This is a genomic window from Clostridium mediterraneense, from assembly GCF_900091705.1.
Lineage (GTDB): Bacteria > Bacillota > Clostridia > Clostridiales > Clostridiaceae > Sarcina > Sarcina mediterraneense.
In genome coordinates, this window is the sequence record NZ_LT594785.1 from 549505 (window position 1) to 569687 (window position 20183).

Here is a 20183-nt window from a genome sequence, read left to right on the forward strand (position 1 = left end):
GCACCAGAAGAAAAAGAAAGAGGAATCACAATCAACAGTTCACACGTTGAATATGAAACAGAAAACAGACACTATGCTCACGTTGACTGTCCAGGACACGCAGACTATGTTAAGAACATGATTACAGGGGCTGCACAAATGGATGGAGCTATCTTAGTATGTTCAGCAGCAGATGGTCCAATGCCTCAAACAAGAGAACACATCTTATTAGCATCAAGAGTTGGAGTTGACTACATAGTAGTATTCTTAAACAAGGCTGATATGGTAGACGATGAAGAATTATTAGAATTAGTTGAAATGGAAGTAAGAGAATTATTAAGCGAATACAACTTCCCAGGAGACGATATACCAGTAATCAAGGGTTCAGCATTAAAGGCTTTAGAAAACCCAACAGATGAAGCTTCAATAGCTCCAATCGTAGAATTAATGGAAGCAGTAGATAGCTACATCCCAACACCAGAAAGAGCAACAGACAAAGATTTCTTAATGCCAGTTGAAGACGTATTTACAATCACAGGTAGAGGAACAGTTGCAACAGGAAGAGTTGAAAGAGGAGTTCTTCACGTAGGAGACGAAGTAGAAATCGTTGGATTAGCAGAAGAAAGCAGAAAAGTAGTTGTAACAGGAATCGAAATGTTCAGAAAGTTATTAGACGAAGCACAAGCTGGAGATAACGTTGGAGCATTATTAAGAGGTGTTCAAAGATCAGAAATCGAAAGAGGTCAAGTACTTGCAAAAGTAGGATCAATCAACCCTCACAAGAAGTTCGTAGGTCAAGTATACGTACTTAAGAAAGAAGAAGGTGGAAGACATACTCCATTCTTCGATGGATACAGACCACAATTCTACTTCAGAACAACAGACGTTACAGGATCAATCAAATTACCAGAAGGAATGGAAATGGTTATGCCTGGAGACCACATCGATATGAACGTTGAATTAATCACACCAGTAGCTATGGATGAAGGATTAAGATTCGCTATTAGAGAAGGTGGAAGAACAGTAGGTTCAGGAGTTGTTACTTCAATAGTAGAATAATTCTAAATTTTAATTATTATATAAGAAGTTGAATTTTAAAGTATATACTAAAAAGCTATATGGAGTTAAATTAAATATTAGATGCGCAATAATTTTTAATAAAACAAAATATAGTTCTTCATAAAAGGCCTTAGGAGAGAGATGATAAATTCATCTCTCTCTTTTTTGTTGATAAAAAGAATAATTAATTATTCTTTTGGAAAGTATTTAATTATACACTTAGAACTCTAATCTTAAGTAAAATTTAAATAAAAAATTATAATTTTTTTTATTTAAATAGCAATAAATTGATACTAAAAAAATACTGAAAAAATACTTGAAAAAATAAAATATACATAGTATAATGAAGAAGTTGCAAAGCAAACAGCGATGAATCAAGAGGTTGCCGAACTTCCGGGTTAATTCTTGATGAGTATGTTAGGATCTAGAATCCAACGACAGGGGTTCTGTATTGGTGTTTTTGAAAATGTGAAACACCAGGGACAGTTTACAGAATAATGCTGTTGTGCGTTGAGAAGTAAAACGTACATGAAAAGGAGGGAAACCAAATGTCAAAGCAAAAAATAAGAATCAAATTAAAGGCTTTTGATCATACAATATTAGATCAATCAGCTGAAAAAATAGTTGAAACAGCTAAGTCAACAGGAGCAAAAGTTGCAGGTCCAGTACCTCTACCAACAGAGAAGGACGTTATAACAATCCTAAGAGCTGTTCATAACTACAAAGACTCAAGAGAACAATTCGAAATAAGAACTCACAAGAGATTAATAGATATCGTTAATCCATCACCTAAGACAGTTGACGCTCTAATGAGATTAAACTTACCAGCTGGTGTTGATATCGAAATCAAACTATAATTTTTTATAGAAGATTGAAGTAAATAAAAATAAACTGTTATGAATGCGAAAGCAATCCGCTAATAAGTTTGGGAGGTGTAGCTAAATGAAAAAGGCTATAATAGGAAAGAAAATAGGAATGACACAAATATTTGACCAAAATGGTAAAGTTGTTCCTGTAACAGTAGTAGAAGCAAGTTCAAACGTTGTTGTTCAAAAGAAAACAGTTGAAACTGATGGATATGAAGCAATACAAGTTGGATTTGGTGAAGTAAGAGAAAAATTATTAAACAAACCAAAGAAAGGTCACTTAGCTAAGGCTGGAGTTTCATTAAGAAGAACTCTTAAAGAATTCAGATTAGATGATATCTCAGCATACAATGTTGGAGACGAAATAAAAGTTGATATATTTGAAGCTGGAGATAAAGTTGACGTATCAGGAATTTCAAAAGGTAAGGGATTCCAAGGTGTTATTAAGAGATGGAATGCTAGCAGAGGGCCAATGGCTCACGGTTCTAAGTTCCACAGAGCACCAGGTTCAATGGGAGCTGCATCAGACCCATCAAGAACTTTCAAAAATAAGAAAATGCCAGGACACATGGGAGCTGTTAACACAACTGTATTAAACTTAGAAGTTGTTAGAGTTATGGCTGATAAGAATATCATCTTAATTAAGGGTGGAATTCCAGGACCAAACAAGAGTACAGTAGTTATCAGAAACAGCGTTAAGGCTTAATTTCTGTAGAAAGGAGGAAACGAAATGCCTACATTAGGATTATTTAATAAAGAAGGACAAAAAGTTGAAGATATTCAATTAAACGAAGTAGTATTCGCTGCTGAAATAAACGAAGCAGTATTACATCAAGTAGTTGTTGCTCAATTAGCTAATAAGAGACAAGGAACTCAATCAGCTAAGACTAGATCTGAAGTTAGAGGTGGAGGAATCAAGCCTTGGAGACAAAAAGGAACAGGAAGAGCAAGACAAGGGTCAATAAGAGCACCACAATGGATTAAGGGTGGTATCGTATTTGCACCAAAACCAAGAAGCTATAGAAAGGCTTTACCAAAGAGCATGAGAGTTGTTGCTATGAGATCAGCTTTATCAAGCAAAGTTGCTGATAACAACATGATCGTATTAGAAAACTTAGAATTCGCTGCTCCAAAAACTAAGGAAGCTGTAAAGATGTTAAATGCTTTTGAAGCAAAGAAAGCTTTAATAATCACTGCAAGCTCAAACGAAAATGTTTATAAATCATTCAGAAACATTGAAGGAGCTACAGTACTTCCATTAAACAACATAAACGTTTATGACTTATTAAAGTATGAAAAATTAATGATTACTAAAGAAGCTGTAAACAAGATTGAGGAGGTGTACGCATAATGAAATTAACAAGCCATGATATAATAAGAAAGCCAGTTATAACTGAAAAGAGTATGGCAGCTATGGCAGAAGGTAAATACACTTTCACTGTTCATATGTCAGCAAACAAAGTTCAAATAAAGAACGCTGTTCAAGAAGTTTTCAATGTTAAAGTTGAAGATGTTAAGACAATGAGATTTGAAGGAAAAACTAAGAGAGTTGGCGTTCACATCGGGAAGAGAGCTAACTACAAGAAGGCAGTAGTAACACTAGCAGAAGGAAATACTATTGAATTCTTTGAAGGAATGCAATAATAGTAACCGGTAGTGGCTGAGGCCAGAGAAGGATTAATAAGGAGGGAATATAATGGCAGTTAAAAAGTTTAACCCAATAACACCTGCGAGAAGACAAATGACTGTTGCTTCATTCGAAGAAATAACAACAGACGTTCCAGAAAAATCACTTCTTGTTTCAATGAAGAGAAAAGCTGGAAGAAATGCTCAAGGTAAAATAACTGTAAGACACCGTGGTGGTGGAACTAAGAGAAAATACAGAATAATAGATTTCAAGAGAAATAAGGATGGCATCCCAGCAAAGGTTGCAACAATTGAATATGATCCAATGAGATCAGCTTACATTTCATTAGTTGTATATGCAGATGGGGAAAAGAGATACATACTTGCTCCAGTTGGATTAAAAGTAGGAGATGTAGTTGTATCAGGAGAAGGTGCTGATATCAAAGTTGGTAATGCAATGCAATTAAAGCACATGCCAGTTGGTACATTTATCCACAATATCGAATTACAAGCAGGTAAGGGTGGACAATTAGTAAGATCAGCAGGTACTTCAGCTCAATTAATGGCTAAAGAAGGAAACTATGCTACATTAAGATTACCATCAGGTGAAATGAGATATGTAAGAATAGAGTGTAGAGCTACTATTGGAACAGTTTCAAATACAACACACGAAATTATTAATATAGGTAAAGCTGGTAAGAAGAGACACTTAGGTTGGAGACCAACTGTAAGAGGATCAGTTATGAACCCTAACGATCACCCACACGGTGGTGGAGAAGGTAAGTCACCAATAGGTAGACCAAGTCCAGTTACTCCATGGGGTAAACCAGCACTTGGATACAAGACTAGAAAGAATAAGAAATATTCAGATAGATTCATCATTAAGAGAAGAAACGCTAAGTAGTTTGAAGAGAGAAGATTATTCTCTTCAAGCAATAGTCGCTTGAATCAATGATATGAAGGGAGGCAATTCTAGTGAGTAGATCAATAAAGAAAGGACCTTTTATAAAAGCTGGTCTTTTAAAGAAAATTGAAGAAATGAACCAAAGTGGAGATAAAAAAGTTATCAAGACTTGGTCAAGAAGCTCAACTATATTCCCACAAATGATAGGACACACAATTGCTGTTCATGATGGAAGAAAGCATGTTCCTGTTTATGTAAGTGAAGATATGGTTGGACACAAATTAGGTGAATTCGTATTAACAAGAACTTATAAAGGACACGTTAATACAGAAAAAACATCAAAGAGAAGATAATACAGCCTAGAAAGGAGGAACCTTAAATGGAAGCTAGAGCTATAGCTAAATATGTAAGAATGTCTCCAATGAAAGTAGGAGTTGTTCTTGGTTTAATTAGAGGAAAGAACGTAAATGAAGCTTTTGCAATATTAAAATATACTCCAAGAGATGCTGCTAGAGTAATAGAAAAGGTACTTAAATCAGCAGTTGCAAATGCAGAACACAATAATGAATTAGACAGCGCTAAGTTAATCGTTGCTGAAGCTTATGTAGGTCAAGGACCAACATTAAAGAGATTCAGACCACGTGCACAAGGAAGAGCGTTTAGAATAAATAAGAGAACAAGCCACATAACTCTTGTAGTTAAAGAAGCTTAATAGTAAGGAGGGAAAAAGAGTGGGTCAAAAAGTAAATCCTCATGGACTAAGAGTTGGTGTCATCAAAGGATGGGATGCAAAATGGTACGCAGGTAAGAAGAATTTTGCTGATAACCTTGTTGAAGACCAAGCAATAAGAAAATTCGTAAAGAAAGAACTTTACACAGCTGGAATTTCAAAGATTGAAATTGAAAGAGCAGCAAAAAGATTAAAACTTAACATACACACAGCTAAACCTGGTGTTGTTATAGGAAAAGGCGGAGCAGGAATCGAAGCCTTAAAGAAAAAAGTTGCTGATATAGTAGCTCAAAGAAATGTTTTAATTAACATTGTTGAAGTTAAGAACGCTGATTCAAACGCACAATTAATGTCAGAAAACATAGCATTACAATTAGAAAAGAGAATTTCATTCAGAAGAGCAATGAAACAATCAATTCAAAGAGCTATGAAATTAGGCGTTAAAGGTGTTAAGATAGCTTGTTCAGGAAGATTAGGCGGAGCTGAAATTGCTAGAACAGAACAATATCATGAAGGAACAATTCCACTACAAACATTAAGAGCTGATATAGAATATGGTTTTGCTGAAGCAGACACAACATATGGAAAGATCGGAGTTAAAGTTTGGGTTTATAATGGAGAAGTTCTTCCAACAAAAAAAGTAGAAAAAGTAGAAGAAGCTAACGCATAGTAAGCTTAAGAAAGGAGGACTATAGTCATGTTAATGCCTAAAAGAGTTAAACATCGTAAGGTACAACGTGGTAGAATGAAGGGTAAAGCTACAAGAGGAAACTTCTTAGCATATGGAGATTTCGGTATCCAAGCTAAAACTTGTGGTTGGATCACTAGTAACCAAATAGAATCTGCGAGAATTGCAATTAATAGATATATAAGAAGAGGCGGAAAGCTTTGGATTAAAGTATTCCCTGACAAACCAATAACAGCAACACCTGCTGAAACAAGAATGGGTAAAGGTAAGGGAGCTGTAGAATACTGGGTAGCAGTAGTTAAACCAGGTAGAGTATTATTCGAATTATCAGGTGTAGCTGAAGAAGTAGCTAGAGAAGCTATGAGACTTGCTTCACACAAGCTTCCTGTAAAGACTAAGTTCGTTACAAGAAGAGATTTTGAGGAAATGGGTGGTGAAGAATAATGAAGGCTAGAGAGATAAAAGAACTAAGAACAAGTAATCCTCAAGATTTAATTGTTAAATTAAATGACCTTAAAGCTGAATTATTCAATTTAAGATTCCAATTAGCAACAGGTCAATTAGAGAACCCAATGAGAATCAGAGAAGTGAAAAAATCAATAGCTCAAATTAAGACAATAATTAGAGAAGAAGAGCTTAAGGTTCAATAGTAAATCCTGAAAGGAGGTAACACCTATGGAGAGAAATTTAAGAAAAAAGAGATTAGGTATAGTTGTTTCAGATAAGATGGATAAGACAATCGTTGTTGCTGTAGCTACAAAGGTAAGACATCCATTATACGGTAAGACAGTTAACAGAACAACTAAGTTCAAAGCTCATGATGAAAATAATGAAGCAAAAATCGGCGATAAGGTTTCAATAATGGAAACTAGACCATTATCAAAAGATAAGAGATGGAGACTAGTTGAAATTACAGAAAAGGCTAAGTAATCGTCTGAATTCTGAAAGGAGGGTAATTTCATGATACAACAACAAACTAGATTAAAAGTTGCTGATAACTCAGGTGCAAAGGAAATTATGTGTATCAGAGTATTAGGCGGATCTAAGAGAAAGTTCGGAAACATTGGAGACGTAATAGTAGCTAGTGTTAAAACTGCAACACCAGGTGGAGTTGTTAAAAAAGGTGAAGTTGTAAAAGCTGTTATTGTTAGATCAGTAAGAGGTGTGAGAAGAAATGACGGATCATACATCAAATTTGACGAAAATGCAGCAGTAGTAATAAAGGATGACAAGCAACCAAGAGGAACACGTATATTCGGACCAGTTGCTAGGGAGCTAAGAGATAAAGAATTTAATAAGATTTTATCATTAGCACCAGAAGTTCTATAATTTAAGGATTAGGAGGTGCTAAGATGAAGGTACATGTTAGAAAGCAAGATAAAGTCGTAGTTATATCTGGTAAAGATAAAGGCAAAATCGGTGAAGTTCTTAAAGTAAACCCTAAAAAGGGAACAGTTGTAGTTAAAGACGTTAACGTAGTTAAGAAGCACCAAAAGCCAAACAGACAAAATATGCAAGGCGGAATTGTAGAAATGGAAGCTGCTATAAACAGTTCAAAAGTTATGCTTTACTGTGAAAAATGCAAGAAGGCTACAAGAATCGCACACAAGCTATTAGAAGATGGCGCAAAAGTAAGAGTATGTAAAAAGTGTGGAGAAACATTCTAGAAGTTGAAAGGAGGTACTTTACATGATGCCAAGACTACAAGAAAAATATGAAAAAGAAGTAGTTCAAGCTATGATGGATAAGTTCGGATACAAAAATGTTATGGAAGTTCCAAAGCTTGAAAAAATCGTTATAAATATGGGAGTTGGAGAAGCTAAAGATAATGCTAAGGTTTTAGAATCAGCAGTTGCAGATTTAACTTTAATAGCAGGTCAAAAGCCAATCTTAACAAGAGCAAAGAAATCAGTTGCTAACTTTAAAATAAGAGAAAACATGCCTTTAGGATGCAAAGTAACTTTAAGAAAAGTTAAAATGTATGAATTTGCTGATAAGTTAATGACAATAGCTCTTCCAAGAGTTAGAGACTTTAGAGGAGTTTCAAGTAAGTCATTTGACGGTAGAGGAAACTACTCAATGGGAGTTAAAGAACAATTAATATTCCCAGAAATAGAATATGATAAAATCGATAAAGTTAGAGGAATGGATATTATCTTCGTAACAACAGCTAAGACTGACGAAGAAGCAAGAGAATTATTAAGATTCCTTGGAATGCCATTTGCTCAATAATAAGGAGGGTTTAAGATGGCTCGTAAGGCAATGATCGAGAAGTGGAAACAAGAACCTAAGTACAAAACAAGAGCATACACAAGATGTAGATTATGCGGAAGACCACACTCAGTATTAAAGAAATTCGGTATTTGCCGTATCTGTTTCAGAGAATTAGCTTATAAAGGTGAAATTCCTGGATGTAAAAAGGCAAGTTGGTAATACTTAATAGAACGAAAGGAGGCACAAAATAATGGTTATGACAGATCCTATCGCAGATTTGCTTACACGTATCAGAAATGCAAATTCTGTTAAACATGAAGTAGTAGAAGTTCCTTCTTCAACAGTTAAGAAGGCAATCGTTAATATATTATTACAAGAAGGATACTTAAAGGAAGTTGAGGAATACAACGATGGAGTTGTTCCTATGTTAAGATTATCACTTAAGTATGGCTCAGATAACGAAAGAGTTATAACTGGATTAAAGAGAATCTCTAAGCCAGGTTTAAGAGTTTACTGTAAGAAAGATGAAGTTCCTAAAGTATTAAACGGATTAGGAATCGCTTTAGTTTCAACATCACAAGGATTAGTTGTTGATAGAGAAGCAAGAAAATTAGGATTAGGTGGAGAAGTTATCTGTTACGTTTGGTAATTTCTGATTTAATTCAAGTTTAAATAGATTGATTAATAGATTGAAGCAATGATTTTAATATTTTACGGATCCAAAATCACAGGAGGTGGCGAATATGTCAAGAATAGGTAGATTACCTATAGCTATACCTGCTGGAGTAACTATTACTGTAACACCAGAGAACGTTGTTACAGTAAAAGGTCCAAAAGGTGAGCTAACAGAAGCTATGAATAAAGACATGAAAATCGTGGTTGAAAATAACGAAGTAGTTGTTACAAGACCAAGTGACAACAAAGATCACAGAGCATTACATGGATTAACAAGAGCTTTAATAAATAATATGGTTGTTGGAGTAAACGAAGGTTTCTCAAAAACATTAGAATTAAACGGGGTTGGATATAGAGCACAATTACAAGGAAAGAAACTTGTAATGAACTTAGGTTTCTCACACCCAGTAGAAGTAGAACCTGTTGAAGGTGTTGAAATTAAAGTAGACGGAACAACAAAGGTAATAATTTCAGGATGCGACAAGCAAAAGGTTGGAGCAGTAGCAGCGGATATCAGAAAGTGGAGAAAACCAGAACCATATAAAGGTAAGGGTATCAAGTATGCTGATGAAGTTATAAGAAGAAAAGAAGGTAAAACAGGTAAGTAATAATTAGAAAGGAGTGAATCTTATGTTCAAGAAGGCAAACAAAAACGAAGCTAGAGCTAAGCGTCACTTAAGAGTTCGTAAGAAAGTTTTCGGAACTCAAGAAAGACCAAGACTTGCTGTATATAGAAGTGAAAAAAACATATATGCTCAAATCATAGATGACGTTAATGGCGTAACATTAGCTGCTGCATCAAGCGTAGAAAAAGGTTTTGATAAAGTAGGAAGCAACAAGGAATCAGCTAAGTTAGTTGGAGAAATGATTGCTAAGAAGGCATTAGAAAAAGAAATCACTGAAGTTGTATTCGACAGAGGCGGATACATATATCACGGAAGAGTAGAAGCTTTAGCTAGCGGAGCTAGAGAAGCAGGTCTAAAATTCTAGGAATAAGGAGGGAAAAAGCAATGAGAATCGATCCTAGCGCATTAGAACTTAAAGAAAAAGTTGTAAATATAAGCAGAGTTACTAAGGTTGTTAAGGGTGGTAGAAACTTCAGATTCAGCGCTTTAGTTGTTGTCGGTGATGAAAACGGACATATAGGTGTTGGAACAGGTAAGTCAATCGAAATCCCAGAAGCAATCAGAAAAGGAATTGAAGACGCTAAGAAGAACTTAGTAGAAGTTGCCATAGTTGATGGAACAGTTCCTCATGAAATACACGGAAAGTTTGGAACAGGTGATGTTCTAATAATGCCAGCTACAGAAGGTACAGGAGTTATCGCTGGAGGTCCAGCAAGAGCTGTTATCGAATTAGCAGGACTTAAGAACGTTAGAGCTAAATCATTAGGTTCAAACAACCCAAGAAACATGGTTAAAGCAACAATCAATGGATTAGCTAACTTAAAGACAGCTGAACAAATAGCTAAATTAAGAGGAAAATCTGTTGAGGAAATATTAGGTTAGGAGGGATAGCGATGTTAAAGATTACATTAGTTAAGAGTCTAATCGGTAGAAAAAAAGACCATATCGCTACAGCGAATGCCCTTGGACTTAAGAAAATAGGAAAATCAGTACAACATGAGGCAACACCTCAAATAAACGGTATGGTTAAGAAAATTAGCTATATGCTTAATGTTGAAGAAATATAATAATTATATATAGAGGAGGTGTAGATAACTATGAAACTTCATGAATTAAAGCCAGCAGCTGGCTCAGTTAAATCATCTAAGAGATTAGGTAGAGGTACAGGATCAGGTACAGGTAGAAATGCTGGAAAAGGTGAAAAAGGACAAAAGGCTAGATCAGGTGGTGGAGTAAGACCAGGATTCGAAGGGGGTCAAATGCCATTATACAGAAGACTTCCTAAGAGAGGATTCACTAACCCATTCACAAAGCACTTTGTTACAATAAATGTTAACAGATTAAACATTTTTGAAGATGGTACAGAAGTTACTCCAGAATTATTACTTGAAAGAAGAGTAGTAAGTAAGTTAAATGATGGAGTTAAAATCTTAGGTAATGGATCAATTGAGAAAAAGTTAACTGTTAAAGGTTGCATGTTCTCAAAGCAAGCAGCAGAAAAAGTTGTTGCAGCTGGAGGAAAAGTTGAGGTGAATTAGTATGCTATCAACCCTACGCAATGCCTGGAAAGTTCCAGATTTAAAAAAGAGATTATTATGGACTGTATTCTTAGTTGTAATTTTCAGGATGGGAAGTCATATTCCTGTTCCTGGAATTAATACAGAAAGCTTGAAAAGTTTAACACAATCAGAAGGACTATTCGGTTTTTATAACTTAATATCAGGAGGTGCTCTACAAAGATTTAGTATCTTTGCTTTAGGAGTTGTTCCTTATATTAACTCATCAATCATAATGCAATTGTTAACAATTGCTATTCCTCAATTAGAGCAATTATCTAAAGAGGGTGAAGATGGTAGAAAGAAAATTCAGAATATCACGAGATATTTATCAATTTTCATTGGAATCATTATGTCCTATGGAAGTTATTTATTAATACGTAGTAGTGGAGCACTTAGCAATAGTAATCCAATGACAGTATTACTTATTATAATTTCATTAGTAGTTGGTTCAACTTTCTTAATGTGGTTAGGAGATCAACTTACTGTTAAAGGCTTAGGAAATGGGATTTCTTTAATAATATTCACTAATATTATTTCAGGATTACCTATGACAGCAGCTCAAATGATTGATTTAACTAAAACAGGTGAAACAAATGTAGTAGAGGTAGTATTATTTGCAGTATTCACAATTGCATTACTTTGTGGTGTAATATATCTATCATTAGCGGAAAGACGAGTTCCAGTGCATTATGCTGGTAAATCAGTTGGTAGCAAGGTTTATAAGGGTCAAAATACTCATATTCCTTTAAGTATTATAGGATCAACTGTTATAGCAATTATATTCGCTATGTCAGTTATGGGATTCCCTTCAACTATAGCTAGATTCTTTCCTAATAATAGTGTGGCAATTTGGATTACAAGTAATAATTGGAGTCCATTTAATGAACAACAAATATTATATCCAATATGTTATGCACTATTAACTATATTCTTTACTTGGTTCTATACTCAGATAACATTTAAACCAGAAGAAATGGCTGAAAATATGCATAAATCTTCAGGATTTATTCCAGGAATTAGACCAGGTCAAGAAACAGCAATTTACCTTGAAAAACTTCTTAATAGAGTATCATTCTTTGGTGGTTTATTTGCAGCATTTTTAGCTGTATTACCAGTTATAATTGCAAATTATACAAACTTTAAAGGGATACAATTTGGAGGTACATCATTATTAATTATGGTTTCAGTATCATTAGAAATAATGAGACAATTAGAAACTCAATTAACAATGAGACATTACAAAGGATTTCTTAAATAATAAGAAAAATTATGGAGATGATTTCCCGTGAAAATAGTATTATTAGGTCCTCCAGGAGCTGGTAAGGGAACACAGGCTAAATCAATCAGTAATAAATATTCAATTCCACATATTTCAACAGGAGATATTTTTAGAAAGAATATTTCTGAAAATACACCTTTAGGAATAGAAGCTAAAAGCTATATAGATAAAGGTTTATTAGTTCCTGATGAAGTAACTATCAACATGGTTAACGATAGATTATCAATGGATGATTGTAAAAAAGGATATTTACTAGATGGTTTTCCAAGAACAGTAGAGCAAGCAGAAGCTTTAGATAAGTTCCTAAGCGAAAGAGGAGAAAAACTAGACACAGCTCTTTTAATAGAAGTTCCTTCAAACTTTATAGTTGAAAGAATGACAGGAAGAAGAGTATGTCCTTCATGTGGAGCAAGTTATCATGTGAAGTTTAATCCACCAGTTGTGGAAGGAAAATGTGATGTTTGTGGTAGTGATCTTATACAAAGAAAAGATGATACTATGGAAATAGTTCAAGATCGTTTAAATGTATATGAAGCACAAACACAACCATTAATTGATTTTTATAGAAATAAAAATCAACTTTCAGCTGTTGATGGAACAAAAGCAATTAATGAGGTCTTTGAAAGTATCTGTGAGATCTTAGGGAGCAATAATTAATGATTATATTAAAAAATGATTTAGAAATTGAGCTCATGAGAAAAGCAGGAGAGATAGTTGGAAAAACTTTAAACTTGTTAGAGCAGAATATAAGACCAGGTATTACAACTGCAGAGTTAGATAAGATAGCTGAAGAATTTATAACTAAGCATGGAGCGAAACCTTCTTTTAAAGGATTATATGGTTTCCCAGCTTCAGTCTGCATATCTATAAATAATACAGTAGTTCACGGTATACCTGGAGGTTATACTCTGAAAGATGGAGATATAATTTCTGTTGATTGCGGAGCATTTATCGGTGGTTTCCATGGAGATGCAGCAAGAACATTTCCAGTAGGAAATGTTTCTGAAGAAGCTAAAAAACTTATAAAAGTTACTGAAGAAAGTTTCTTCAAAGGTATAGAAAAAGCTAAAGTAGGCAATAGATTATCAGACATATCTCATGAGATACAACAATATGCTGAATCACAAGGATTTTCAATTGTAAGAGACTTTGTTGGTCATGGTATTGGCAGAGAAGTTCATGAAAGTCCAGATGTGCCTAACTTTGGGAAGCCAGGAAAAGGTCCAAAGCTTATGGTTGGAATGGCCTTAGCTGTTGAGCCGATGGTTAATAGCGGTAAACATCATGTTAAGACATTAAGTGATGGGTGGACAGTAGTTACTGCGGATGGATCTCTATCAGCACACTATGAAAATACAATCGCAATTTTACCTGATGGACCAGAGATATTGACACTAGTAAAATAATTCATGCGTATTGCTTAGTTATAAATTCATGTTTTAATATATGATTTATGACTGGGTAATCAATGGGGTGAAAGCTGAATAACTTAGTTGGCAGGATTGGTTATAAAGTAAGATAAGAAGGGTAATACTTCTATAATATACTTGATAATTAAATTATTGCCAATAAGTAAGTTAAACAATTAATACTTACAAGTGTGATTGATGGCGAAATAATTCAATTCATTCACATAAATATAGTGAATATTTAATAATAAATTTAATAAAGCTTAATGGCACTGTCAAGGAGGTTTGATTACCTTATGTCAAAAGAAGATGTAATTGAAATGCAAGGTACTGTTTTAGAATCATTACCTAATGCAACATTTAAAGTAAAATTAGAAAGTGGGCATGAAATAAATGCTCATATTTCAGGAAAATTAAGAATGAACTTTATAAGAATTCTACCTGGTGATAAAGTAACAATAGAACTTTCACCATATGATCTTACAAAGGGTAGAATAACTTGGAGAGCAAAATAAGGAGGGTTACCGATGAAAGTAAGACCATCAGTTAAGCCTATTTGCGAAAAGTGCAAGGTTATAAGAAGAAAAGGAAGAGTAATGGTAATCTGTGAAAATCCTAAGCACAAGCAAAAGCAAGGCTAAGAATTAAATAACCTTAATAATATTTAGTTTTATGGAAAAAGGAAATTTATTGACTTTTTCTAAAAACTAAAATATGATTATATAGGCGTTCTGTTAATGTGAGTAAGTTTTGAATGCTATTTGCAGCAGAAATTTACTAGCCTAAAATTTAATTAATATAGTTAAGAAAATAAAGGATTGATTAAGCAATCAGCATTTCAAAACCAGGAGGTGTAATTAATGGCAAGAATAGCAGGTGTTGACCTACCAAGAGAAAAAAGAGTTGAGATAGGTCTAACTTATATATATGGTATAGGATTATCAAAGTCACAAGAAATCCTTAAAGAAACAGGAATTGACGCTGACGTAAGAATCAAAGATCTTACAGAAGATCAAGTTAACGAAATAAGAAATTATATCAATGCTAACTTTACTGTTGAAGGTGACTTAAGAAGAGAAGTTAAGTTAAACATTAAGAGATTAATAGAAATTGGATCATATAGAGGTATGAGACATAGAAAAGGTCTTCCAGTAAGAGGACAAAAAACTAAGACAAATGCTAGAACAAGAAAAGGTCCTAAGAAGACTGTAGCAAACAAGAAGAAATAATTAGGGAGGTAAAACATAATGGCTCAAAAAGTTAAAAAGACTAGAAGAAAAAGAGACAGAAAGAATGTTGAACATGGTGCAGCACACATAAAGTCAACTTTCAATAACTCAATAGTTACTTTAACTGATGAAAGAGGAAATGCATTAGCATGGGCAAGTGCTGGTGGCCTTGGTTTCAAAGGTTCAAGAAAGAGTACACCATATGCAGCTCAAATGGCAGCTGAAACAGCAGCAGCAGCAGCAATGGAACATGGTTTAAAGAGCGTAGAAGTTTACGTAAAAGGACCAGGTGCAGGTAGAGAAGCAGCTATAAGAAGTTTACAAGCTGCTGGATTAGAAGTTACTTTAATCAAAGACGTAACTCCAATTCCACACAACGGTTGTAGACCACCAAAAAGAAGAAGAGTATAGTAACATAACGGGAGGTGTAAGGATATGGCAAGATATACTGATGCAAAGTGTAAACTTTGCAGAAGAGAGGGTATGAAATTATTCCTTAAAGGGGATAGATGCTACACAGATAAGTGTGCTTTCGTAAGAAGAAGCTATGCTCCAGGACAACATGGGGTAAACAGAAAGAAGCTTTCTGAATACGGAGTACAATTAAGAGAAAAACAAAAAGCAAGAAGAATTTACGGAGTTCTTGAAAGCCAATTCAGAAATACTTATAAAAGAGCTGATAAGGCTAAAGGAGTTACCGGTGAATTACTATTAAGATTCTTAGAAATGAGATTAGATAATGTTGTGTTTAGACTAGGTTTTGGTTCATCAAGAGCTGAAGCAAGACAATTAGTTAATCATGGACATTTCTTAGTTAATGGAAAAAAAGTTGATATTGCTTCATACTTAGTTGAAGTTAACGATGTAATTTCAGTTCGTGAGAAGAGTAGAGCTTCAGAAAAGTTCAAGACTTTTGTTGAGAACCCTAAGGCTTTACCACAATGGTTATCAGCGAATTTAGAAAACTTCGAGGGTACAGTTAATTCAGTGCCAGCAAGAGAAGATATTGACGTTCCAGTTAATGAAACTCTAATCGTTGAGTTATATAGCAAATAGTAATTAATCTTAAAGGAATGACTTTTTTAAGATGGATCAGTTGCCCTCAGAATAAGGTTGCCATTTTAATATTAAGGAGGGTTTGCGAATGTTAGAAATCGAAAAGCCAGTTATTCAATGTATAGAGTCAAATGAAGATGGTACATATGGTAAATTTGCCATTGAACCACTTGAAAGAGGTTATGGAACTACTCTTGGGAATGCATTAAGAAGAATATTACTTTCTTCTTTACCAGGAGTTGCACCTACATCTGTAAAAATTGACTCAGTTCTTCATGAATTCTCAACTATTGCTGGTGTTAAAGAAGATGTTACAGAAATAATCTTAAATCTTAAAGCTTTAGCATTAACAATGGAAGGTGAAGGACCAAAAACTATCTATATAGATGCAAAAGGACCAGGAGTGGTTACAGGCGCAGATATAACAACAGATGGTGATGTAGAAGTTGTAAATAAGGATTTACATATCGCTACATTAGATGAAGATGGTAAGTTATATATGGAGATAACTGTTAATAGAGGTAGAGGTTATGTTACTCAAAATAAGAACAAAACTGAAGAACTTCCATTATCAGCTATAGCTATAGATTCTATCTATACTCCTGTAAAGAGAGTTAACTTCACAATAGAAAATACTAGAGTTGGTCAAATCACAGATTATGACAAGTTAACACTTGAAGTATGGACTAATGGAACAATAAAGATAGAAGAAGCTATATCTTTATCAGCAAAAATCCTTATAGAGCACTTTAAGTTATTCATGACTTTAACAGATAATACAAATGATGTTGAAATCATGATTGAAAAAGAAGAAGATAAAAAAGAAAAAGCACTAGAAATGACTATAGAAGAGCTTGATTTATCAGTTAGATCATATAACTGCTTAAAGAGAGCTGGTATCAACACTGTTCAAGAGCTTGCAGCTAAGAGCATGGATGATATGATGAAGGTTAGAAACCTTGGTAAGAAGTCACTTGAAGAAGTTGAAAAGAAACTTATCGAGCTAGGCTTAAATTTAAAAGTTAACGACGAATAAGTTAGGAGGTAGAGCAATGGCAGGATATCGTAAGTTAGGTCGTCCTACTGACCAAAGAAGAGCTATGCTAAGAAACTTAGTAACAAGCTTTTTAAAGCATGGAAAGATCGAAACAACTGTAACTAGAGCAAAGGAAACAAGAAGCATCGCTGAAAAGATGATAACTCTTGGTAAAAGAGGAGATCTTCACGCAAGAAGACAAGTTTTAGCTTATGTAACAGAAGAAGATGTTGTTAAAGATTTATTTGATAACATAGCTCCAAAGTACGCTGAAAGAAACGGTGGATACACAAGAATGTACAAAGTAGGTCCTAGAAGAGGAGACGGAGCAGAAACAGTTATACTTGAATTAGTATAATTTGTTTTGGGGGATTAAGTGTTATACTTAATCCCTATTTTTATATTCATTTAAGTTATATCTATTTACAAAATAAAACTATTAATAGTATTATTTTATAAGTAGATATTTTTTTTATAAAAACTTTATTAATTTATAAATATTATTTAATTATAATAAATAAATTTTGAATTATATCTATTAATAATTATTGTCGTAATTATATTATTTATTGTAACAATATCTTTAAGACAGGTTCTTATATTTAGCGTACAATATATATAAAAACATTTAGATAATATATGATTATATTAGGAATTTGAATTAGAAAATAGGAGGTGTATCTTTTGTCAGAGAATATGATTAAAGCTAGTAATTTAACTTTTAAATATATAAACGAAGAAGAGAAGATAGAAAAGGTAGCAGTTAATTCAGTTTCACTTGAGGTAAAAAAGGGTGAATTTCTAGTTGTATTAGGACATAATGGTTCAGGAAAATCAACAATAGCAAAGCATATGAATGCTTTACTTTTACCTACAGAAGGTAAGATGTTTATTGATGGCATGGATACTGTTGAGGATAGTTTACTTTGGGAGATAAGAAGTAGAGCTGGAATGGTATTTCAAAATCCAGATAATCAACTAGTTGCTACTATAGTTGAAGAAGATGTTGCATTTGGTCCAGAAAATTTAGGTGTTGATCCTGATGAAATAAGAAGAAGAGTTGATGATAGTTTAAAAAAAGTTGGAATGTATGAATATAGGAAGCATGCACCACACTTATTATCAGGAGGACAAAAGCAAAGAATAGCTATCGCAGGTATACTAGCTATGATGCCAAAATGTATAATATTAGATGAGCCTACAGCGATGCTTGATCCTTCAGGTAGAAAAGAAGTAATGGAGACAATTAAGGATGTAAATAAGAATTTAGGTATTACAATAATTTTAATTACACATTATATGGATGAAGCAGCACAAGCAGATAGGGTTATAGTTATGGATCAAGGTGAGATTAAACTTGAAGGTACACCAAGGGAAGTTTTCTCAAATGTAGCAGAGATTAAGAGAATAGGACTTGATGTTCCACAAGTAACTGAACTTGCTTATGAACTACAAAAAGAGGGAATTGAAATTTCTACAGAGATATTAAATATAGATGAGATGGTGGAGAAATTATGTCAATTAAAATAGAAAATTTAACACATATATATATGCCTAAATCTCCTTTCGAAAAAGTTGCATTAAATAATGTTAATATTACAATTAATGATGGAGAGTTTGTGGCACTTATAGGACATACTGGATCAGGTAAATCAACTTTAATACAGCATTTAAATGGTCTTTTAAAAGGTAATAAAGGTAAGATTATAGTTGATGGTATGGATCTTGGAGATAAAGGTATTAAGCTTAGTGAAATAAGAAAAAAGGTAGGATTAGTTTTTCAATATCCAGAATATCAATTATTTGAAGAAACTATAGAAAAAGATATAGAATATGGTCCAAGAAATATGGGGCTTGATCAAGATGAGATTACTAGAAGAGTAAAAAGATCAATGAATATGGTAGGGCTTGATTATGAAAAATATAGAAATCTTTCACCTTTTGAACTTTCAGGAGGACAAAAAAGAAGAGTAGCTATAGCTGGAGTTATAGCTATGGAACCTAAAGTTCTTATTTTAGATGAACCTACAGCTGGATTAGATCCTAAAGGAAGAGATGATATTTTAGAACAGATTAAAATTCTACATAAGGAATATAAAATGACTATAATTCTAGTTAGTCATAGTATGGAGGATGTAGCTAAAATTGCTAGTAGGGTAATTGTTATGAATAAGGGAGAAGTTGCTCTTGATGGTACTGTTAGAGAAGTATTTAAGGAAGTAGAAACTTTAGAGAAGATAGGACTTGGGGTTCCACAAGTAACTTATCTAGTAAGAGAACTTAGAAAAAAAGGATTTGATATATCAGATGATATATTTACAATAGAAGAGGCTAAACAAGAGTTAGTAAAAATTATAAAAAAGAAGGAGGGGTTAGATGATTAAGGATATTACTATAGGACAGTATATACCTGGTAACTCCTTCACTCATAAATTAGATCCAAGAACTAAGATTTTGATAACCTTATTATTTATAATAAATTTATTTTTAGTTAAGAAGATATATGGATACATTTTTATAGCGATATTTTTAGCTTTAGCTATAATTATATCAAAAGTACCTTTTAAGTATATATATAAGGGTTTAAAGCCTGTATTTATTCTTATAGTTATTACAGCTTTATTTAATTTATTTATGATAAAGGGAGCTCCTAGTGATCTTGTTTGGAAGTGGAAGTTCTTATCTATATATACGCAGGGGATAAGAACAAGTATATTCATGATTTTAAGACTTATACTACTTATTATGGGTACATCATTATTAACACTTACAACATCACCAATAGAGCTTACAGACGGGATTGAGAATTTATTAAATCCATTAAAGAAAGTTAAGTTCCCAGCACATGAACTCGCTATGATGATGACTATAGCATTAAGATTCATACCAACTTTAATTGATGAAACAGATAAAATAATGAAAGCTCAAAAAGCTAGAGGAGCAGATTTTGAATCAGGAAATATTGTTCAAAAAGCTAAAAGCCTAGTTCCATTACTTGTACCATTATTTATTAGCTCATTTAGAAGAGCAGATGAATTAGCAATGGCTATGGAAGCTAGATGCTATAGAGGTGGAGATGGAAGAACTAGAATGAAAAAATTAAAATATGGAGCAAAAGATTTAATTGCCTATATTTCAATTATAATTCTTATAGGTTTAACAGTTTTACTTAGAATGGATATAATTTAGATTTTATTTATAGGAGGAGTGTTTCAATTTTGAGACACTTTTCTTATTTGAAGTTTAGA

Annotated in this window: 35 protein-coding genes; all 35 read left to right on the forward strand. The window is 33.5% G+C overall.

From position 1 onward, the window contains the following. On the forward strand, nucleotides 1-1038 hold a 1038-nt coding region (gene tuf / locus BN8917_RS04555; RefSeq protein ID WP_066871242.1), incomplete at its 5' end, for an elongation factor Tu. Nucleotides 1039-1586: 548 nt separating this feature from the next. After that, nucleotides 1587-1895, forward strand: a complete 309-nt coding sequence (rpsJ, locus tag BN8917_RS04560) for a 30S ribosomal protein S10 (RefSeq protein WP_066871245.1) — start codon at nucleotides 1587-1589, stop codon at nucleotides 1893-1895. 85 nt (nucleotides 1896-1980) lie between these two features. Continuing rightward, nucleotides 1981-2610: a 50S ribosomal protein L3 gene (rplC, locus tag BN8917_RS04565; RefSeq protein ID WP_066871248.1), complete on the forward strand. Its 630-nt coding sequence runs from the start codon at nucleotides 1981-1983 to the stop codon at nucleotides 2608-2610. A gap of 24 nt (nucleotides 2611-2634) precedes the next feature. Next, nucleotides 2635-3255, forward strand: a complete 621-nt coding sequence (gene rplD, locus BN8917_RS04570; RefSeq protein ID WP_066871251.1) for a 50S ribosomal protein L4 — start codon at nucleotides 2635-2637, stop codon at nucleotides 3253-3255. Next, the gene (rplW, locus tag BN8917_RS04575; RefSeq protein WP_066871253.1) at nucleotides 3255-3548 is read left to right on the forward strand and encodes a 50S ribosomal protein L23; all 294 of its coding nucleotides are present in this window, start codon (nucleotides 3255-3257) and stop codon (nucleotides 3546-3548) included. Before rplD ends, rplW begins: the two co-directional genes overlap by 1 nt. A gap of 52 nt (nucleotides 3549-3600) precedes the next feature. Then, entirely contained in the window at nucleotides 3601-4434 is an 834-nt protein-coding gene (rplB, locus tag BN8917_RS04580; protein WP_066871257.1) for a 50S ribosomal protein L2, read from the forward strand. Nucleotides 4435-4505: 71 nt separating this feature from the next. Further along, nucleotides 4506-4787 (forward strand): 30S ribosomal protein S19, encoded by a 282-nt coding sequence (gene rpsS, locus BN8917_RS04585; RefSeq protein ID WP_066871260.1) that lies wholly within the window; start codon nucleotides 4506-4508, stop codon nucleotides 4785-4787. 26 nt (nucleotides 4788-4813) lie between these two features. Further along, nucleotides 4814-5146, forward strand: a complete 333-nt coding sequence (gene rplV / locus BN8917_RS04590) for a 50S ribosomal protein L22 (protein WP_066871263.1) — start codon at nucleotides 4814-4816, stop codon at nucleotides 5144-5146. 19 nt (nucleotides 5147-5165) lie between these two features. Next, on the forward strand, nucleotides 5166-5834 hold the full coding sequence (gene rpsC / locus BN8917_RS04595; RefSeq protein ID WP_066871266.1) for a 30S ribosomal protein S3: 669 nt from the start codon (nucleotides 5166-5168) through the stop codon (nucleotides 5832-5834). 27 nt (nucleotides 5835-5861) lie between these two features. Further along, complete coding sequence (gene rplP / locus BN8917_RS04600) at nucleotides 5862-6296, forward strand: 50S ribosomal protein L16 (RefSeq protein ID WP_066871269.1); 435 nt, start codon at nucleotides 5862-5864, stop codon at nucleotides 6294-6296. Continuing rightward, nucleotides 6296-6502: a 50S ribosomal protein L29 gene (rpmC, locus tag BN8917_RS04605; protein ID WP_066871272.1), complete on the forward strand. Its 207-nt coding sequence runs from the start codon at nucleotides 6296-6298 to the stop codon at nucleotides 6500-6502. Before rplP ends, rpmC begins: the two co-directional genes overlap by 1 nt. Nucleotides 6503-6527: 25 nt before the next feature. Next, nucleotides 6528-6782, forward strand: coding sequence for a 30S ribosomal protein S17 (rpsQ, locus tag BN8917_RS04610; protein WP_066871275.1), 255 nt, complete (start codon nucleotides 6528-6530; stop codon nucleotides 6780-6782). Between the two features lie 30 nt (nucleotides 6783-6812). After that, nucleotides 6813-7181, forward strand: coding sequence for a 50S ribosomal protein L14 (gene rplN / locus BN8917_RS04615; protein WP_066871278.1), 369 nt, complete (start codon nucleotides 6813-6815; stop codon nucleotides 7179-7181). A 23-nt stretch (nucleotides 7182-7204) separates the two neighbouring features. Further along, nucleotides 7205-7519: a 50S ribosomal protein L24 gene (gene rplX, locus BN8917_RS04620; RefSeq protein ID WP_066871281.1), complete on the forward strand. Its 315-nt coding sequence runs from the start codon at nucleotides 7205-7207 to the stop codon at nucleotides 7517-7519. Nucleotides 7520-7541: 22 nt separating this feature from the next. Further along, the gene (gene rplE / locus BN8917_RS04625) at nucleotides 7542-8084 is read left to right on the forward strand and encodes a 50S ribosomal protein L5 (protein WP_084748483.1); all 543 of its coding nucleotides are present in this window, start codon (nucleotides 7542-7544) and stop codon (nucleotides 8082-8084) included. A gap of 15 nt (nucleotides 8085-8099) precedes the next feature. Beyond that, entirely contained in the window at nucleotides 8100-8285 is a 186-nt protein-coding gene (locus tag BN8917_RS04630; protein ID WP_055071676.1) for a type Z 30S ribosomal protein S14, read from the forward strand. A gap of 31 nt (nucleotides 8286-8316) precedes the next feature. Next, nucleotides 8317-8715 (forward strand): 30S ribosomal protein S8, encoded by a 399-nt coding sequence (rpsH, locus tag BN8917_RS04635; protein ID WP_066871284.1) that lies wholly within the window; start codon nucleotides 8317-8319, stop codon nucleotides 8713-8715. Between the two features lie 94 nt (nucleotides 8716-8809). Beyond that, nucleotides 8810-9349, forward strand: a complete 540-nt coding sequence (rplF, locus tag BN8917_RS04640; RefSeq protein WP_066871287.1) for a 50S ribosomal protein L6 — start codon at nucleotides 8810-8812, stop codon at nucleotides 9347-9349. A 22-nt stretch (nucleotides 9350-9371) separates the two neighbouring features. Further along, complete coding sequence (rplR, locus tag BN8917_RS04645) at nucleotides 9372-9731, forward strand: 50S ribosomal protein L18 (RefSeq protein ID WP_066871290.1); 360 nt, start codon at nucleotides 9372-9374, stop codon at nucleotides 9729-9731. Nucleotides 9732-9751: 20 nt separating this feature from the next. Then, nucleotides 9752-10249 (forward strand): 30S ribosomal protein S5, encoded by a 498-nt coding sequence (rpsE, locus tag BN8917_RS04650; protein ID WP_066871293.1) that lies wholly within the window; start codon nucleotides 9752-9754, stop codon nucleotides 10247-10249. Nucleotides 10250-10254: 5 nt separating this feature from the next. Beyond that, nucleotides 10255-10434 carry a 50S ribosomal protein L30 gene (rpmD, locus tag BN8917_RS04655; protein ID WP_066871296.1) on the forward strand — a complete coding sequence of 60 codons (180 nt, stop codon included), beginning with the start codon at nucleotides 10255-10257 and terminating at the stop codon, nucleotides 10432-10434. Nucleotides 10435-10464: 30 nt separating this feature from the next. Then, the gene (gene rplO / locus BN8917_RS04660; RefSeq protein ID WP_066871299.1) at nucleotides 10465-10905 is read left to right on the forward strand and encodes a 50S ribosomal protein L15; all 441 of its coding nucleotides are present in this window, start codon (nucleotides 10465-10467) and stop codon (nucleotides 10903-10905) included. Between the two features lies 1 nt (nucleotide 10906). Beyond that, the gene (gene secY, locus BN8917_RS04665) at nucleotides 10907-12184 is read left to right on the forward strand and encodes a preprotein translocase subunit SecY (protein WP_066871302.1); all 1278 of its coding nucleotides are present in this window, start codon (nucleotides 10907-10909) and stop codon (nucleotides 12182-12184) included. A 27-nt stretch (nucleotides 12185-12211) separates the two neighbouring features. After that, nucleotides 12212-12862: an adenylate kinase gene (locus tag BN8917_RS04670; protein ID WP_066871305.1), complete on the forward strand. Its 651-nt coding sequence runs from the start codon at nucleotides 12212-12214 to the stop codon at nucleotides 12860-12862. After that, nucleotides 12862-13611, forward strand: coding sequence for a type I methionyl aminopeptidase (gene map / locus BN8917_RS04675; RefSeq protein ID WP_066871308.1), 750 nt, complete (start codon nucleotides 12862-12864; stop codon nucleotides 13609-13611). Before BN8917_RS04670 ends, map begins: the two co-directional genes overlap by 1 nt. Nucleotides 13612-13910: 299 nt before the next feature. After that, nucleotides 13911-14129 carry a translation initiation factor IF-1 gene (gene infA / locus BN8917_RS04680; RefSeq protein WP_066871311.1) on the forward strand — a complete coding sequence of 73 codons (219 nt, stop codon included), beginning with the start codon at nucleotides 13911-13913 and terminating at the stop codon, nucleotides 14127-14129. Nucleotides 14130-14141: 12 nt separating this feature from the next. After that, entirely contained in the window at nucleotides 14142-14255 is a 114-nt protein-coding gene (gene rpmJ / locus BN8917_RS04685; RefSeq protein ID WP_039312872.1) for a 50S ribosomal protein L36, read from the forward strand. Between the two features lie 219 nt (nucleotides 14256-14474). Continuing rightward, nucleotides 14475-14843, forward strand: a complete 369-nt coding sequence (gene rpsM, locus BN8917_RS04690; RefSeq protein WP_066871314.1) for a 30S ribosomal protein S13 — start codon at nucleotides 14475-14477, stop codon at nucleotides 14841-14843. 15 nt (nucleotides 14844-14858) lie between these two features. Next, nucleotides 14859-15254, forward strand: coding sequence for a 30S ribosomal protein S11 (gene rpsK, locus BN8917_RS04695; protein WP_187117203.1), 396 nt, complete (start codon nucleotides 14859-14861; stop codon nucleotides 15252-15254). A gap of 24 nt (nucleotides 15255-15278) precedes the next feature. After that, the gene (rpsD, locus tag BN8917_RS04700) at nucleotides 15279-15899 is read left to right on the forward strand and encodes a 30S ribosomal protein S4 (RefSeq protein ID WP_066871320.1); all 621 of its coding nucleotides are present in this window, start codon (nucleotides 15279-15281) and stop codon (nucleotides 15897-15899) included. Nucleotides 15900-15987: 88 nt separating this feature from the next. Next, on the forward strand, nucleotides 15988-16935 hold the full coding sequence (locus BN8917_RS04705) for a DNA-directed RNA polymerase subunit alpha (RefSeq protein WP_066871323.1): 948 nt from the start codon (nucleotides 15988-15990) through the stop codon (nucleotides 16933-16935). Nucleotides 16936-16951: 16 nt separating this feature from the next. Continuing rightward, nucleotides 16952-17293, forward strand: a complete 342-nt coding sequence (gene rplQ / locus BN8917_RS04710) for a 50S ribosomal protein L17 (protein WP_066871326.1) — start codon at nucleotides 16952-16954, stop codon at nucleotides 17291-17293. 326 nt (nucleotides 17294-17619) lie between these two features. Beyond that, complete coding sequence (locus BN8917_RS04715) at nucleotides 17620-18465, forward strand: energy-coupling factor transporter ATPase (protein ID WP_066871330.1); 846 nt, start codon at nucleotides 17620-17622, stop codon at nucleotides 18463-18465. Further along, entirely contained in the window at nucleotides 18450-19319 is an 870-nt protein-coding gene (locus BN8917_RS04720; RefSeq protein WP_066871333.1) for an energy-coupling factor transporter ATPase, read from the forward strand. The genes BN8917_RS04715 and BN8917_RS04720 overlap by 16 nt, the downstream gene beginning before the upstream one ends. Continuing rightward, nucleotides 19312-20124: an energy-coupling factor transporter transmembrane component T family protein gene (locus BN8917_RS04725; RefSeq protein ID WP_066871337.1), complete on the forward strand. Its 813-nt coding sequence runs from the start codon at nucleotides 19312-19314 to the stop codon at nucleotides 20122-20124. The genes BN8917_RS04720 and BN8917_RS04725 overlap by 8 nt, the downstream gene beginning before the upstream one ends. Nucleotides 20125-20183 lie beyond the last annotated feature (59 nt).

What these genes read in the sequence shown, in the direction of transcription:
- rpsJ (WP_066871245.1), top strand. Translation starts at nt 1,587, where the DNA reads ATGTCAAAGCAAAAAATAAGAATCAAATTAAAGGCTTTTGATCATACA.
- rplC (WP_066871248.1), top strand. Translation starts at nt 1,981, where the DNA reads ATGAAAAAGGCTATAATAGGAAAGAAAATAGGAATGACACAAATATTT.
- rplD (WP_066871251.1), top strand. Translation starts at nt 2,635, where the DNA reads ATGCCTACATTAGGATTATTTAATAAAGAAGGACAAAAAGTTGAAGAT.
- rplW (WP_066871253.1), top strand. Translation starts at nt 3,255, where the DNA reads ATGAAATTAACAAGCCATGATATAATAAGAAAGCCAGTTATAACTGAA.
- rplB (WP_066871257.1), top strand. Translation starts at nt 3,601, where the DNA reads ATGGCAGTTAAAAAGTTTAACCCAATAACACCTGCGAGAAGACAAATG.
- rplV (WP_066871263.1), top strand. Translation starts at nt 4,814, where the DNA reads ATGGAAGCTAGAGCTATAGCTAAATATGTAAGAATGTCTCCAATGAAA.
- rplP (WP_066871269.1), top strand. Translation starts at nt 5,862, where the DNA reads ATGTTAATGCCTAAAAGAGTTAAACATCGTAAGGTACAACGTGGTAGA.
- rpmC (WP_066871272.1), top strand. Translation starts at nt 6,296, where the DNA reads ATGAAGGCTAGAGAGATAAAAGAACTAAGAACAAGTAATCCTCAAGAT.
- rpsQ (WP_066871275.1), top strand. Translation starts at nt 6,528, where the DNA reads ATGGAGAGAAATTTAAGAAAAAAGAGATTAGGTATAGTTGTTTCAGAT.
- rplN (WP_066871278.1), top strand. Translation starts at nt 6,813, where the DNA reads ATGATACAACAACAAACTAGATTAAAAGTTGCTGATAACTCAGGTGCA.
- rplX (WP_066871281.1), top strand. Translation starts at nt 7,205, where the DNA reads ATGAAGGTACATGTTAGAAAGCAAGATAAAGTCGTAGTTATATCTGGT.
- rplE (WP_084748483.1), top strand. Translation starts at nt 7,542, where the DNA reads ATGATGCCAAGACTACAAGAAAAATATGAAAAAGAAGTAGTTCAAGCT.
- BN8917_RS04630 (WP_055071676.1), top strand. Translation starts at nt 8,100, where the DNA reads ATGGCTCGTAAGGCAATGATCGAGAAGTGGAAACAAGAACCTAAGTAC.
- rpsH (WP_066871284.1), top strand. Translation starts at nt 8,317, where the DNA reads ATGGTTATGACAGATCCTATCGCAGATTTGCTTACACGTATCAGAAAT.
- rplF (WP_066871287.1), top strand. Translation starts at nt 8,810, where the DNA reads ATGTCAAGAATAGGTAGATTACCTATAGCTATACCTGCTGGAGTAACT.
- rplR (WP_066871290.1), top strand. Translation starts at nt 9,372, where the DNA reads ATGTTCAAGAAGGCAAACAAAAACGAAGCTAGAGCTAAGCGTCACTTA.
- rpsE (WP_066871293.1), top strand. Translation starts at nt 9,752, where the DNA reads ATGAGAATCGATCCTAGCGCATTAGAACTTAAAGAAAAAGTTGTAAAT.
- rplO (WP_066871299.1), top strand. Translation starts at nt 10,465, where the DNA reads ATGAAACTTCATGAATTAAAGCCAGCAGCTGGCTCAGTTAAATCATCT.
- secY (WP_066871302.1), top strand. Translation starts at nt 10,907, where the DNA reads ATGCTATCAACCCTACGCAATGCCTGGAAAGTTCCAGATTTAAAAAAG.
- map (WP_066871308.1), top strand. Translation starts at nt 12,862, where the DNA reads ATGATTATATTAAAAAATGATTTAGAAATTGAGCTCATGAGAAAAGCA.
- infA (WP_066871311.1), top strand. Translation starts at nt 13,911, where the DNA reads ATGTCAAAAGAAGATGTAATTGAAATGCAAGGTACTGTTTTAGAATCA.
- rpmJ (WP_039312872.1), top strand. Translation starts at nt 14,142, where the DNA reads ATGAAAGTAAGACCATCAGTTAAGCCTATTTGCGAAAAGTGCAAGGTT.
- rpsM (WP_066871314.1), top strand. Translation starts at nt 14,475, where the DNA reads ATGGCAAGAATAGCAGGTGTTGACCTACCAAGAGAAAAAAGAGTTGAG.
- rpsD (WP_066871320.1), top strand. Translation starts at nt 15,279, where the DNA reads ATGGCAAGATATACTGATGCAAAGTGTAAACTTTGCAGAAGAGAGGGT.
- BN8917_RS04705 (WP_066871323.1), top strand. Translation starts at nt 15,988, where the DNA reads ATGTTAGAAATCGAAAAGCCAGTTATTCAATGTATAGAGTCAAATGAA.
- rplQ (WP_066871326.1), top strand. Translation starts at nt 16,952, where the DNA reads ATGGCAGGATATCGTAAGTTAGGTCGTCCTACTGACCAAAGAAGAGCT.
- BN8917_RS04720 (WP_066871333.1), top strand. Translation starts at nt 18,450, where the DNA reads ATGTCAATTAAAATAGAAAATTTAACACATATATATATGCCTAAATCT.
- BN8917_RS04725 (WP_066871337.1), top strand. Translation starts at nt 19,312, where the DNA reads ATGATTAAGGATATTACTATAGGACAGTATATACCTGGTAACTCCTTC.